The 13,922-nt window shown below is 72.1% G+C and carries 12 protein-coding genes; 4 read left to right on the top strand and 8 right to left on the bottom strand.

All coding sequences use genetic code 11. The features are described from left to right. Window positions 1-2: 2 nt before the first annotated feature. Together ACIBUY_RS26545 and ACIBUY_RS26550 are read right to left on the bottom strand one after the other, a co-directional pair. Window positions 3-1,151: a dihydrofolate reductase family protein gene (locus ACIBUY_RS26545; protein ID WP_399153928.1), complete on the bottom strand. Its 1,149-nt coding sequence runs from the start codon at window positions 1,149-1,151 to the stop codon at window positions 3-5. Between the two features lie 37 nt (window positions 1,152-1,188). Next, complete coding sequence (locus ACIBUY_RS26550) at window positions 1,189-2,160, bottom strand: glutathione S-transferase C-terminal domain-containing protein (RefSeq protein ID WP_365565911.1); 972 nt, start codon at window positions 2,158-2,160, stop codon at window positions 1,189-1,191. 180 nt (window positions 2,161-2,340) lie between these two features. Here ACIBUY_RS26550 and ACIBUY_RS26555 point away from each other — a divergent pair, with 180 nt between their 5' ends. Next, complete coding sequence (locus tag ACIBUY_RS26555) at window positions 2,341-2,856, top strand: SRPBCC family protein (protein WP_399153929.1); 516 nt, start codon at window positions 2,341-2,343, stop codon at window positions 2,854-2,856. Between the two features lie 40 nt (window positions 2,857-2,896). Here ACIBUY_RS26555 and ACIBUY_RS26560 read toward each other — a convergent pair whose 3' ends face one another. Together ACIBUY_RS26560 and ACIBUY_RS26565 are read right to left on the bottom strand one after the other, a co-directional pair. Next, complete coding sequence (locus tag ACIBUY_RS26560) at window positions 2,897-3,325, bottom strand: pyridoxamine 5'-phosphate oxidase family protein (RefSeq protein ID WP_365565908.1); 429 nt, start codon at window positions 3,323-3,325, stop codon at window positions 2,897-2,899. A gap of 48 nt (window positions 3,326-3,373) precedes the next feature. Continuing rightward, window positions 3,374-4,036 carry a peptidoglycan DD-metalloendopeptidase family protein gene (locus ACIBUY_RS26565; RefSeq protein ID WP_399153930.1) on the bottom strand — a complete coding sequence of 221 codons (663 nt, stop codon included), beginning with the start codon at window positions 4,034-4,036 and terminating at the stop codon, window positions 3,374-3,376. Window positions 4,037-4,147: 111 nt separating this feature from the next. Here ACIBUY_RS26565 and ACIBUY_RS26570 point away from each other — a divergent pair, with 111 nt between their 5' ends. Both ACIBUY_RS26570 and ACIBUY_RS26575 read left to right on the top strand, forming a co-directional pair. Continuing rightward, entirely contained in the window at window positions 4,148-4,894 is a 747-nt protein-coding gene (locus ACIBUY_RS26570) for an N-acetylmuramoyl-L-alanine amidase (protein ID WP_399153931.1), read from the top strand. Between the two features lie 33 nt (window positions 4,895-4,927). Continuing rightward, window positions 4,928-5,164, top strand: a complete 237-nt coding sequence (locus ACIBUY_RS26575) for a hypothetical protein (protein ID WP_365565905.1) — start codon at window positions 4,928-4,930, stop codon at window positions 5,162-5,164. Window positions 5,165-5,241: 77 nt separating this feature from the next. Here ACIBUY_RS26575 and ACIBUY_RS26580 read toward each other — a convergent pair whose 3' ends face one another. From ACIBUY_RS26580 to ACIBUY_RS26595, 4 genes are all read right to left on the bottom strand, one after another. Further along, window positions 5,242-5,631, bottom strand: coding sequence for a VOC family protein (locus tag ACIBUY_RS26580; RefSeq protein WP_365565903.1), 390 nt, complete (start codon window positions 5,629-5,631; stop codon window positions 5,242-5,244). Between the two features lie 109 nt (window positions 5,632-5,740). Beyond that, window positions 5,741-7,582: an asparagine synthase (glutamine-hydrolyzing) gene (gene asnB / locus ACIBUY_RS26585; RefSeq protein ID WP_399153932.1), complete on the bottom strand. Its 1,842-nt coding sequence runs from the start codon at window positions 7,580-7,582 to the stop codon at window positions 5,741-5,743. A 309-nt stretch (window positions 7,583-7,891) separates the two neighbouring features. Continuing rightward, window positions 7,892-8,536, bottom strand: a complete 645-nt coding sequence (locus ACIBUY_RS26590) for a flavin reductase family protein (RefSeq protein WP_399153933.1) — start codon at window positions 8,534-8,536, stop codon at window positions 7,892-7,894. Between the two features lie 61 nt (window positions 8,537-8,597). After that, a complete protein-coding gene (locus ACIBUY_RS26595; protein ID WP_399153934.1) occupies window positions 8,598-9,545 on the bottom strand; it encodes a helix-turn-helix domain-containing protein in 948 nt (315 codons plus the stop codon). Between the two features lie 91 nt (window positions 9,546-9,636). On the opposite strand from ACIBUY_RS26595, the gene ACIBUY_RS26600 reads away from it, so the two are divergent. Next, a complete protein-coding gene (locus tag ACIBUY_RS26600; protein ID WP_399153935.1) occupies window positions 9,637-13,863 on the top strand; it encodes a S8 family serine peptidase in 4,227 nt (1,408 codons plus the stop codon). Window positions 13,864-13,922 lie beyond the last annotated feature (59 nt).

A 13,922-nucleotide genomic window follows, 5' to 3' on the forward strand; every position in this document is an offset into this window, starting at 1 on the left:
ACTCATCGCTCGCCCGTCATCAGATGCAGGTTCGGCCGCATCGCGGCCTCGGCCAGGGCGGGGACCTGAGCGACGGTCACGCCCGCCTCGGCGAGCACCCCGATCCCGTCGGCGCCCGGCACGAACGTGTCCGGCTCCCGCCACGCCGTCACCACCCGCCGCACACCCGCCTCCACGATCAGCCGCGCGCACGGCTTGGGCCGCGACGCCCGGCGGGCACACGGCTCCAGGCTGCTGTAGACCGTGGCCGTGGCCACACGCGGATCGGCGGGCGCGAGCTTGCCGAGCGCGGCCTCCTCGGCGTGCACGACCGGATCGCCCGCCTCGCGCGAATGACCCCGGGCCAGTTCCGTGCCGTCGGCCGCGACGACGACCGCGCCGACGCTGAACGCGGTCTCGGACGGCGGGCAGTCGGCGGCCAGTTCACAGGCGAGCCGCAGCCAGTGCCGGTCCGCGGCCGTCGCCGCCCGCGTCGTGCCGGGCACGGTCGGCGCATACCGCGTCACGATCACGTCCCCCACCTGCTCCGAGCCGAGCAGGCGCATCCGGCCGCGCGGCCCGCCGGGATACGCGCCGGGCCCGAACAGCCGCGGCGCGTCCGGCTCGCCGACCACCAACGGCGCGACCGCGAGCCGCAGTTCGTCCGCGAACCCGGCCTGCAGCAACTGCGTGTGCACCCGCGCCCCGCCCTCGACCATCAGGCGGCGCACCCCGCGCCCGCCGAGATCGTCCAGGAGCGCCTCCCAGTCGACGTCCGGGCCGAGCGCGACGACCTCGGCGACGCCGCCCACGCGCGCGTGGGCGAGCGCGGCGCCCTCGTCCGTCGTGTACAGCAGCCGCTCGCCGCCGGTCGTCCAGAACGGGTCGTCCGCGTCCAGGTCGCCGGACGCGCTGACCGTCACCTTCAGCGGGTACGCGGGGAGCCCTTCGGCGACTCTCTTCGCGCGCCGCTCGGGCGAGTTGACCAGGAGCCGCGGCCGGTCCGCGCGCAGCGTGCCCGCGCCGACGAGGATCGCGTCGCTCGCCGCACGCACCGCGTCGACCCGGTCGAAGTCCTCGGGCCCCGACAGCAGCAGCCGCTCGGGCCCGGTGTCGTCGAGGCAGCCGTCGAGCGAGACGGCGGCGGACAACAGCACATAAGGGCGGGACATGGCGACTCCGTGACCTGGTGGGGCGTACCCGCCGACCCTACCGAGGAGCGGGCGGCGTCCCGTCGCCGAACGGCCGCCCGCCGAGCCGCTCGCGCCCGTGCGGCGTGCTCCAGCCCGACGGGTCGGGGCCCAGCGGCACGATGCCCGTCGGATTGATCCCCGCGTGCACCTCGTAGTAGTGCCGCTTGATGTGGTCGAAGTCGACGGTGTCGCCGAAGCCCGGCGTCTGGAACAGGTCCCGCGCGTACGCCCACAGCACCGGGTCCTCGGTGAGCTTGTTGCGGTTGCACTTGAAGTGGCCGTGGTAGACGGCGTCGAAGCGGACGAGGGTCGTGAACAGCCGCACGTCGGCCTCGGTGATCGTGTCCCCGACGAGATAGCGCTGCCCGGCGAGCCGCTGCGACAGGGCGTCGAGGCGTCCGAACACGTCCCGGTACGCGTCCTCGTACTCGCTCTGCTTCGTCGCGAACCCGGCGCGGTACACCCCGTTGTTCACGTCCCGGTACACGTCCTCCATGACGTCGTCGATCTCGTCGCGCAACCCCTCCGGGTAGAGATCGGGCGCACCGGACCTGTGCAGCGCCGTCCACTCCGTCTCCAGGTCGAGGGTGATCTGCTGGAAGTCGTTCGTGACGAGCCTGCCCGTCGGTACGTCCACGATCGCGGGCACGCTGACGCCGCCCGGATAGTCCGTCTCCCGGGCGTCGTAGGCCTCGCTGAGGTAGCGGATGCCGAGCACCGGGTCGCGGCCGTCCGGGTCCAGGGTGAAGCGCCAGCTGCGGTCGTCCTGGATCGGGTCGGTCACCGCGAGGGACAGGGCGTCCTCCAGGCCGAGCAGGCGCCGCACCACCAGGACGCGGCTCGCCCAGGGGCAGGCGAGGCTCACCACGAGCCGGTAGCGGCCGGGCTCCACCGGCCAGCCGTCCCGCCCGTCGGCGGTGATCCGGTCGGCGAAGTGACTGCGGGACCGCTTGAAGCCCTTCTTGCCGTACGAGGCGTTGCCGTTCACGGGGTCTCCCTTCCGGGGCCGGGTGCAGACGCCTCCGAGCCTGCCCGGGAAACGCGGGCCGTACCACCACCACGGCGGTGAAGGGGCGGGTGTCAGTGGCGGGTGAGAGGCTCGAAGAGGCTTCGAGACCGAGCTTCGAGACCGAGCTTCGCGACCGTGGACGTGGAAGGTGCCGTACGCATGACGACTCTCACCGGCGACAGCATCACCCTGGACGACGGCCGGCCCGCCGTCCGCCTCACCCGCACGTACGCGCGCCCGGCCGAGCGCGTCTGGCAGTACGCGAGCGACCCCGCTGAGCTCGCCCACTGGTTCCCGTCGGCGTTCGAGGTCGCCGAGCTGGTGCCGGGCGCCACGATCCGCTTCTTCGACGACCCGAACATGCCGGAGTCGACCGGCACGGTCCTCGCCGCCGAGGCCCCGCGCCACCTCTCCTACAGCTGGGGCGGGGACGAGATGCGCCTGGACGTGACGCCGCTCGACGACGGCACGACACGGCTCATGCTGACGAACGTGCTGGGGAGCGCCGACACCGCGGCACGGAACGCGGCGGGCTGGGAGCTGTGCCTGTGCGCCCTCGACGCGGCCGACCGTGACGAGCCCGCGCCCACGGCCCCCGCGTGGAAGGAGTTCTACGACGCGTACGTCGAGATCGGCTTCCCCTCGGGCGCACCGGTGCCGGGCCTGGACGCCTGACCGGACGCCCGACCGGACGCCCGACCGGACGCCCGACCGGTCAGGCCGCCCCGAGGTCCGCGCTGAGCCAGTGCTCGGGATGCAGCTGTACGAGGACCAGGCCGTCGGGGCCGTAGCGCCGCAAGGAGTTCTCCACGTACGTGGCGAGCACGTCCTCGGCCAGATAGCGGCCGGCGATCTGGCGGATGTCGTCGGCCGTTGCCGTGCGCAGGGCCACCGGCCCCTCCGCCGACACGTACCGGTACGTCGGCTCGACGCGCTGCACCAGCAGTGTGCACCGGCCGGCCGCCGCCAGCAGGTGCGCCTTGCGGCTGTCGTGCGCGGTGACGGCCGTGAAAGCGCCGCCCGGCCGGTACGCGTACCAGATCGGCACGGTCAGCGGGCCGCGCCCGCCGCGCGCCTCGACCGCGAGGCACGCGGGGTGCGTCGCGGTGAGGAAATCCTCGCGCTGGTCCTTCGTGAGCGGCATGAACTCCCCTTGCCCGCAGGCTACTTGGCGGGGACTGCTTGGAGGGGACTACTTGGCGGGCAGCTTCAGTTTCTGGCCGACCTGGATCAGGTTCGGGTTCGCGATCCCGTTGAGCTTCGCGATCTCGCCGTAGCGGCCCGCGTTGCCCAGCTTGGACAACGCGATCCCGGACAGGGTGTCGCCCGAGCGGACCGTGTACGAGGCGGGGGCGGCGCTCTTGCGCGCGGTCGTCTTCTTCGCCGTGGCCGTCTTGGCCGTCGTCGCCTTCTTGCGGGGCGCGGCGGCCTTCTTGGCACCCGCCTTCGCGACACCGTGCGAGGACAGGTACGCCATCGGGTCGGTGTGCGCGTTGTACTCGTTGCGGGTGCGCGCCTCGAAGTGCAGGTGCGGGCCGGTGACGTTGCCGGTCGCGCCCGAGAGGCCGAGGCGGTGGCCGCCCCCGACGGACTGTCCGGTCTTCACGTCGAGCGAGTTCAGATGGGCGTAGAGCGTGAAGCGGCCGTCGTCCATCTTCATGATGACCGCGTTGCCGTACGCGCCCTGGTTGCCCGCTGTGACGACGGTGCCGGGCCCTACGGACTTGACGGGTGTGCCGGTCGGGACCGCGAAGTCGACGCCGGTGTGGAAACCGGCCGCCCAACCGCCGGGCTGGCGGTACTTGGCGCTGACGCGGCCCTTGTCGACGGGCATGGTCCAGGTGCCGTTGCTCATGATTCCGTTGTACCGGCGGCGCCCGCCTCCCGCATGTGGCGTAGCCCGCCCGCCTGCCACGAATGCCGCTCCGACCTGCGGGTTCACCGATTTCTCTCTAGGGTCCCAGTCATGGCAGAGCCGATGAGTGCGGACCAGTTCGCCGCCGCCCTGCGCGCCGAGGGCGCGGCCGTGACGGAGTGCGACGACTGGCGCGGACACCACCGCAACCACAAGGGCGCCTGGGGGCCGGTGCACGGCGTCATGATCCACCACACGGTCACGAAGGGCACCGACGCCACCGTGCGCCTGTGCCGCGACGGCTACGAGGGGCTGCCGGGCCCGCTGTGCCACGGCGTCATCGCCAAGGACGGCACGATCCACCTGGTCGGCTACGGCCGCGCCAACCACGCGGGGCTCGGCGACCCGGACGTCCTCAAGGCCGTCCTCGCCGAGGCGGCCCTGCCGAAGAAGGCGGAGGCCACGGTCGACGGCAACCGGCACTTCTACGGCTTCGAGTGCGAGAACCTCGGTGACGGCAAGGATCCCTGGCCCGCCGCCCAGCTCGACACCATCGAGAAGACCGCCGCGGCCCTGTGCCGCCACCACGGCTGGGGCGCGGGCTCCGTCATCGGCCACAGCGAGTGGCAGCCCGGGAAGATCGACCCGAAGGGCTTCACGATGGCCTCGATGCGCAAGCGGATCGCGGCGCGCCTGGCCGACCGCGTGTACGAGGTCCGCCCCGGCGACTCCCTGTCCGCCATCGCGCAGTCCGAACTGGGCGACGCCCAGCGCTACTCGGAGCTCGCGAAGCTGAACGGCATCGCCGATCCGGCGCGCATCGAGGTCGGAGTGCGGCTGCGGATCCCGCCGAAATAGCGGGATCGCCGAACTGCCCGCAGAATCAGTCGTATGTCCTTTATGTCCGCGGGTGTGACGTGGCTCGGACTCGGCCTGACGCTCGCTACGGCCGGTCTGGTGACTTACGGTCTCGCGGCGCTGCCCTGCTCGGCGAGTGTCCGTCAGGAGGACGCCGAGCTCGTCTGCCGCCCGGCGCGGCGGACGGCCCTTGGCATGGCGGCGCTGGGAGGCGCGGCGCTGGTGGTGGGAACGGTGTTCTTCGTTCTCCACGTGACGGAATTCGGCTGACGGAGCAGGTGCACGCCGGGAACGGCGGGCAGGCGAACGGCAGGGCCGCGCCGAAGACGCGGCCCTGCCGGGATGCCTCAGTTGTCGCCGCTCCCGTAGGGGCGGGTGATGACTTCCATGCCGTGGTTCGCCGGGTCCATGAAGTACACGCCACGACCGCCGTCGTTGTGGTTGATCTCGCCCGGCTGCTTTCCGTGCGGATCGGCGTAGTACGTGAGTCCGGCGTCCTTGATGCGCCGGAAGATGCCGTCGAACTCCTCCTCGGTGACGAGGAAGGCGTAGTGCTGGGTCACGATCGACTCGGCGGGGATGGACGCGAAGTCCAGGGTCACGCCGTTGCTCAGTTCGAGCGCGACGAACGGGCCCCACGTGGCCCCGACCTCGAGCCCGAGGATGTGGGCGAGGAACTCGGCGGATTCCCGGTTGTCCCGGGCGTGCACGATGGTGTGGTTGAGCTGAACTGCCACGATGGATTGCCTCCAGAAGGCAACTCCGGCACCTCCATGTCTCACCCAGTCGGTGACCGACACGCGATGCTGCCGGGGATGATAAGCACAGTCCGCCGCCGGCCGCCAGTCAGTCGAGGGCCAGCTCCGGCCGGTACAGGTCGAGCCAGAGCGCCAGATCCAGGGTGCGCTCCAGGCCGCGGCGCGAGGCCTGGGTGATCTGCGGCGCCTCGCGGTGCGCGGCCTTCGCGAGCCGCTCGCGGTCCACGAGGTCGAAGACGCGGTGCGCGGGCTGCGCGAGCAGTTCCTTCGCGTGGTCCTGCAGTGCGAGGGAGTACTTCGGGTCCTGCGTCGACGGATACGGGCTCTTGACCCGGTCGTACACCGACTTGGGCAGCACGTCGGCGGTCGCCTCGCGCAGCAGGCTCTTCTCGCGGCCGTCGAACGACTTCAGCGCCCAGGGCGTGTTGTACACGTAACTGACGAGCCGGTGGTCGCAGAACGGCACCCGCACCTCCAGGCCGACGGCCATGCTCGCGCGGTCCTTGCGGTCGAGCAGCACCCGCACGAACCGCGTCAGGTGGAGGTGGCAGATGCGGCGCATCCGGTACTCGAAGTCGCTCTCCCCGTCGAGGCGTTGGATGCCGCGGACCGCGCCCGCGTAGTTGTCGGCGACGTAGCCCTCCAGGTCCAGGCGCTTGCCGAGGTCGGGGCGGAGCACGTCCGCGTCGTCACCGAAGTGCCGGCCCATCCGCACCAGCCACGGGAAGGTGTCCGCGCTGCGCGCCTCCTCGTCGAAGAACTGCAGGTAGCCGCCGAACACCTCGTCCGCCGACTCGCCGGACAGGGCCACGGTGGAGTGCTCGCGGATCGCCTTGAACAGCAGGTACAGCGAGGCGTCCATGTCGCCGAAGCCTGCCGGTATGTCGCGGGCCCTGATCACCCGGGTCCGCACCTCCGGATCGGCCAGGGCGTGCGAGTCGAGCACGATGTCGCGGTGATCGGTGCCCGCCGAGCGTGCCACGTCGTGCACGAACGGGGTGTCGGGCGTCCCGCGCAGCTCGTCGGCGACGAAGTTTTCCGCCTGACCGACGAAGTCGACCGCGAAACTGCGCACGGTCTCGCCCCGCTCGGCCAGCTGCCGCGCCGCGATCGCCGTCATCGCCGACGAGTCGAGCCCGCCCGACAGGAGCGTGCAGCGCGGCACGTCCGAGACGAGCTGGCGGCGCACGATGTCGTCGAGCAGGCCGCGCACCGTCGCGATCGTCGTGTCGCGGTCGTCGGTGTGGGGTGTCGTCTCGAGCGTCCAGTACGCGCGTCGGCGCAGCCCGGAGCGGTCGACGGTGACGACCGTGCCCGGCTCGACCTCGTGCATGCCGTCCCACACGGCGTGCCCCGGAGTCTTCACGATCGTGAAGAGCTCGCGCAGTCCTTCCGAGGTGACCCGCGCGCGGGCGAGCGGGTTGGCGAGGATCGCCTTGGGCTCGGACCCGAACAGCACGCCGTCCGCGGTCTCGTAGAAGTAGAAGGGCTTGATGCCCATCCGGTCGCGGATCATCAGGAGCCTGCCGACGCGGCCGTCCCAGACGGCGAACGCGTACATGCCGTTGAGCCGGTCCGGCAGCCGCTCGCCCCATTCGAGGTAGCCGCGCAGCACCACCTCGGTGTCCGAGTCGGTCCTGAACTCATGACCACGGGCGACGAGTTGGGCCCGCAGCTCGGTGTAGTTGTACGTCTCGCCCGAGTAGACGAGTACGACCGTGCCGTCCGGTGTCGTCGCCGTCATGGGCTGACGGCCGCCGGGCAGATCGATGATGGCGAGCCTGCGGTGACCGAGCGCCGCGGGCCCCTCGATCCAGGTGCCGCGGTCGTCGGGACCGCGGCAGTCCATGGTTTGCGTCATCGCATCCAATGTCTCGGCCGAGGCCCGCAGGTCACGGTCGAAGGAGACCCAGCCAGTGATGCCACACATACGCTTCCTCCTGCTTCCGCCGCGCCGTGGACAGCCGGATACGGCCGCGACGACCTGCGGATACGCAGGCGCGGGTGCCGGTGGAGCCGGATCTGTTGTACACGGCATCTATGTTTCGAGCGTGTGTCATGGCGGTGGTCGCGGTCAATGCGCTCGTGATCTCGGGCGGCGTCGCGATCGGAGGATTCCGGCCGCCGGGGCAAGCGGCGCGGAATGATCCCCTTCGCAAATCCCTTGCGGGGGAAGGGTCTTGAGGTCGGTTGCCTCGGGCGATCAAAATGATCCGGCCAACGGCAAAGCTTTGATCAATCAATCCCGGGCGGTCTCGCTGCGGTAGGTGTGGCCGAGTTCGGGGCCGAGTCCGAAGTAGTGGCGGAAGTTGTGGACCAGCGGGCTCCAGGCCACCGGATCGATGTGGCCGGTGCCGGGCACGACGATGTCGGATGTGGCGTGCACCCGGCGCACGGCCGCCTCGACGACTGTGAACTCCCCGCCCGCGTCCGGCCGTACGTCCACGGCCCGCGCCTCCAACTGCAGCGGGCACTCGGCGACCCGCGGCGGCCGGACCGTGACCGACGGCTGTGGCGTCAGACCCGCCGCGCCGAACTTGTCCGGCTCGAAGCGGCAGCCCCGCGGCTTCGACGCGGGTACGGGGAAGCGGCCGGTGAGCGGGGCGAGCCGCTCGACGGCCTGCCACTGGCCCGGGCCCGGCAGGCTGACGACCACGTCGGGGCGCACCGCCAGATTGCGCGCACTCTGTCCTTCGGTGCCGAGCCCCAGGACGAGCGTCTGCCCCAGCGCCCAGGCGGACGACATCGGGGCCAGGTTGAACGTGCCGTCCGCGTTCTCCGTCGACAGCAGCACCACGGGCGTCCCGAAGTACAGGACGCTCGGCTCGACGGACGTGTGCGGGAAGGCGGACGGGAAAGCGGGCGGGGAGGTCACGGTGGTCATGGACGCGAGCGTAGGCAGCGCTCCGTTCGGTGCCCGCCGAAGTGTGGGAGCGGGCTGCCGGTCATATCCAGCCGCGGCGCTGCGCGATCACACCGGCCTGGAACCGGTTGGCCGCGCCCAGGAGTTCGTGCAGCCGGCTCATCCGGCGCCGCATCGTGCGCACCGACCAGCCGAGCTGACGGGCGATCGCCTCGTCCTTCAACCCGCTCACCAGGAGCGACAGCATCAGCCGGTCGTCGGCGTCGAGCGGCCCCTCGGCGGGCGCGTCCAGCGGCTCGGCCGCACGCCAGCACAGGTCCCAGTGGTCGATGAGCGCATCGAGCAGCGCGGAGGGCCGGATCACCGCGGCCCGTACGTCGGTGAGGTCCAGGGAGAGCGGCATCAGTGCGATCCGGTCGTCCGCGATCGCCAGCTTCACCCGCAGGCCGGGCAGCACCCGGGCCTGTTCGCCGAGACCGACCAGGCGGCGGATGTCGTCCAGGACCCCGGGCCACTCCAGCGCCTCGGGCGCGTAGATTGCGCGGTAGGTCACGTCACTGGCGAGCGCGGACTCCTCCACCGGGTTCGTGGTCGTCAGCGCGTACGGCGGCCGGTCCAGGGTGCGCACCTGTTCCCTGGCCTCCTGCTGGAGCCGGACGAACCAGCGGCCGAGCGCCTCGCGGCCGTGCACGATCTCCACCTCCTCGCCGCCGCCGTGCCGCCCCGCAGAGAACATCCGCGCCAACTCGGTCGCCGTGGCGCGCACTTGGTCCAGTTCGGCGGCGCGGGTGCGCACCAGCGCGTCCACCGCGTGCTCCGGGTCGATCGCCGCGTACCGGCGGCGCGCTCCGGACAGGCGTCCGACCAGGCCCAGGTCGTGCAGCCGGGCGAGCGCGCGGCCCACCCGGTCCGCGGAGCACGCGAGTTCGTCGGCGAGCTGCCCGGGGGAGGCGGCCTCGCGGGTGAGCAGGGCGCGGTAGACGCCCTCGTCGAAGGGGTCGACGCCGACGGCGGCGAGCTGATCGTTCATGCCGGGATCCTGGCCCATGTGTGCCAGCTGCATCAATGGGCCGGTCCGAATCGTTGTGCGGAGCCCGTACTTCCGACTACCAAGTCCCCGTATGGGCCACCAGATACCTCACACGCGCCACCGCGTCCGAAGACCACTGCACGCCGCGCTGACCGCCGCCGTGCTCGGCGGACTGCTCGGAGCGGCACCCGCCGCCCAGGCGGCCGCCGCTCCCGCTCGGACCCGCGTCATCGTCGAACTCGACGGGGCCACCGCCCTCGAGGCACCGGCGGGCGCCGCCCGTGACGCCCGCGTCGCCGACGTCCGCACGGCACGCGAGAGGATCGACGACCGGCAGGACGCGGTGGTCGGCGAGGCGAAGGACGCGGGTGCCGACCCGAAGTCCGTACGCCGCATGGGACTTGTGCTCAACGCGGTCTCCATGACCGTCGACGGCGACAGCCTGGCGCAGCTGCGCTCGCTGCCCGGGGTGAAGGCCGTCGTGCCCGACACCCGGATGAAGATCCAGGCCACCGACGCGCACGAACTCGTCGGGCTGCCCGAGGTGTGGGAGCGCCCCGCGCCCGGCGGCGGCAAGGCCACCGGCAAGGGTGTCACCGTCGCCGTGATCGACTCCGGCGTCGACTACACGCACCCGGACCTCGGCGGCGGCTTCGGCGAGGGCCACAAGGTCGTCGGCGGCCACGACTTCGTCAACAACGACGACGACCCGATGGACGACAACGCCCACGGCACCCACGTCGCCGGCATCATCGCCGCGAAGGCCGCCGGGCCGAACGGCGTGACCGGCGCCGCCCCGGACGCCCAGCTCCTCGCGTACAAGGTGATGGACGCGGACGGCTACGGCGAGACCTCCGCGATCATCGCGGGCATCGAGGCCGCCATCGACCCGGCCAACCCGCACCGTGCCGACGTCATCAACATGAGCATCGGCGGCCCCGGCGACGGCACCGACCCGCTGGGCCTCGCCGCGAGCGCCGCCGTCGACGCGGGCGTCGTGGTCGTCGCCGCCGCGGGCAACGAGGGCCCCGGACCGAACACGGTCGGCAGCCCCGCCGCCGCCCGCGGCGTGCTCGCCGTCGGCGCCTCCACCAGCGGCATCTCCGTGCCCGAACTGCGCCTGAAGGGACAGCAGGAGACCCTGGAGACCTATCGCGGCCTGGTCTCCGCGAACCCGGCGGACACCCCCGCGACCGGCGGCATCGTCGACATCGGCACCGGCACCCCCGAGGACTGGGAGCGGGCCGGGGACGTGCGCGGCAAGATCCTGCTGTACGCGTACCCGCCCACCCGCAGCGAGGACGCGCCCGTCTACCAGGACGACCTCAACGTGTACGCCGAGGCCGAGAAGCGCGGCGCGATCGCCCTGATCGGCGGCGTCTCCGGCGGCGGTGGCGGCCCTGTCATTTCGAGCCGGCCCGGCGACGGTGCCCCGGTCGCGGCCGACAGCGCCCGGCGCCTCATGGGCGCGGACGGCGACCTGCGCATGGACCACATCGTGGTCACCGGAGTCGACCGCATCCAGGGCCAGGAGCTCGTCGAACTGGCCCAGCAGAAGGCCGAGTTGACCCTGTCCGGCCGTGACTCCAGCGACGAGATGGCCGCCTTCTCCTCGCGCGGCCCCGACCAGAACCAGCGCCTCAAGCCGGACCTCGTCGCCCCGGGCGTCGACATCCGCTCGACCGTGCCCAAGTCCATCGTCGAGTCCGGCGCCTGGCGCATGTCCGGTACGTCGATGGCCTCGCCGCTCGTCGCCGGTTCCGCCGCGCTGCTGCGCCAGCTCCGGCCCGACCGCTCCGCCACCGAGATCGGCGCGGAGCTGACCGGAACGGCCCACCGCCTCAAGGGTGTCGACACCATCGCCCAGGGCGCGGGACGGCTCGACGTCGCCGCCGCGGCCGACGCCGTGCTGACCGCGTCGCCGGCCACGGTCTCGTTCGGTCTCGCCGATCTCGGCGACTCCCGCATCAGCGGCACCCGCACGGTCACGCTGCACAACTCCTCGAAGCGCACCGTCAGCGGGTCCGTGTCCGTCGACGGCGACGGCGCCCGGGTCAGCCCGAGCCGGGTCACGATCCGGCCGGGCCGCGACGCCACGGTGCGGCTGACCGTCGAGGCGCGCCGCCCCGAGAGCCTCGTGCACTTCTCCGGGACGATCAGCGTCACCGACCACGGCTCCGCGCTGCTCGGCGTGCCGTACCTGCTCGAAGCGGCGCCCCTGTCCGTCGACGCGACGCCCGACCCCTCGACGGGCGCGAGCACGGTGTACGTCTACTCGCTGGCCGCGCTAGCTGCGCCGCCGGTGCTCACGGTCGACCCGCCGAAGGGACGCACGTACACCAGGACGACGAGCCCCACGGCCGACCCGCACTACTTCGCCCTCGACCTCACCGGGCTCGACGTCGGCACGTACCGGCTGACCGCCCGCGCCAACGCCTCCGGAGGCCAACGCCAGTACGGCAGCGGCGGGTTCGAGGTCACGCCCGCCGACGCGCACGGCGCGAAGTGGCAGCCCGTCGGGCCGAACAGCGCCGACGGCACGGTCACCCTCGCCCCGGGTGCGCCGCAGCAGGCGGTCATGACGCAGAGCGGCAACCCGGGGGCCTGGCTCACCACCGACGCGGGCAAGACCTGGACGCAGCGCACCCGCACCCCGTTCTCCGGGGCCGACACGAACGAGCCCTCGGTCGTCATCGACGCCCACAACCCCGACCGCTGGTGGTCGGCCATGCAGGCCGTCTCCTGGACGGTGGGCTCCGGAGGCATCCTGCGCACCGAGGACAAGGGGCGCACCTGGGAGCGGCTGAACGCGCCCGACGTGTCCTACTCGAACCTCGTCAGCGACGCGGACACCCGCGTCCTGGTCGCCGAGTCGGACAACGGAATGCTGGTCAGCCGGGACAAGGGAGACAGCTGGCAGAGCGAGGAGCTCGGCCTGCCGTCGTACGTCGGGAAGATCGCCATGGGCGGCGACGACCTGTACGCGTGGTCGGGCAAGGACATCTGGGTCGTGCGCGACATGACCGGTGACGGCCCGAAGAAGGCGGAGCGCATCTTCTCCGTGGCAGCGGACCGCTCGCAGCTCATCTCCGGGTTCGGAGGCGACGACCAGCTCGTCGTCGTGCAGGTCCTCGGCAAGAACGGCGGCCTGTTCATCACCAGCGACGGCGGCCGCACCTGGTCCCCGGGCACGGGCGACACCCGAGGGCTGCTCACCGTCAGCAACGGCACGATCCTCTTCGACGGTGCCGACCACGTCACCCGCGTCAGCAAGGACGCCGGCGCCACCTGGCAGGACATCGGCAAGCCGAACCCCGCCACGGTGGTGTACGACTACGACCGCTGGGCCGACGGGTCGTACACCGTCAGTGCGGCTTCCGCGGGCATCTACCGCGGTGGGGACGGGAGTTCGGGGCAGCACCGCATCGGCGTCCAGGGCACGAGCGTCCCCGCGCTCGCCGTCGCCGACGGCGGGCTCCTCGCGGGCACCGACGTGGGCATGTACCGCACGCCGCTGCCCGTCGCCTCGCCGGAGTGGGGCGCGGGCGAGCACGAGGGCACGTCCGGTACGCAGGTCGCCGCCATCCAGACGTACGCCCGCGACAGCAGGATCGTGTGGCGGACGTTCGACAGCCTGGCCGGCCTCTCCGTGCAGAAGAGCACGGACGGCGGCCGCACCTGGCAGGAGAAGGGGCAGCTCGACGGCACCACCCTCGGGCTCCTCGTCGACCCGAAGGACCCGGACCGGATCGCCGTGTCCTACACCAGCCCCGACGGTCCCGGCGTCTACACCACCACCGACGGCGGCGCCCACTGGAAGAGCCTGCGCAAGAACGACCGGTACCGCGCACTGGCCGTGGACCCGCGCAAGGACGGGCGGATCTGGCTCGGCGGGTACGGCGGCCTCTTCTACTCGGACGACTTCGGCAAGACCCTGACGAAGGCGGCCGACGGCGAGATCTCCGCGCTCGCCACCGACGGGTCCCGGCTGATCGTCGGCGGCACCACTCTGCGCTGGACCTCCGACAGCGGCCGCACCTTCCACACCGCGGATCACGGCGGCCTGAAGATCCAGGTCTCGGGCGTCGTCAAGGCGGGCGGCGCGCTGTACGCGGGCACCACCGGGCGCTGGATGCCGGGTGAAGTCCCGTACGGGGCAAGGGGAGTTCTGAAGTCCACGGACGGAGGCCGCACCTGGCGCAACGTCTCGGGGACCCTGCAGAACACCGACGTGCTGTCGCTGGCCGCGAGCCTCGACGGCCGCAGCCTCTACGTCGGAACCCAGTTGGGAGGCGTGCACCGGCTGGATCTGCGCTGAGCCGGGGGAGGGGCCCATGTGAGGGGAGGGCCCCTTCCTCATCACCGGCGCCGGTGACC

The sequence above is a fragment of the Streptomyces sp. NPDC050085 genome (genome assembly GCF_044460595.1).
In the GTDB taxonomy this organism is placed as follows: Bacteria; Actinomycetota; Actinomycetes; order Streptomycetales; family Streptomycetaceae; genus Streptomyces.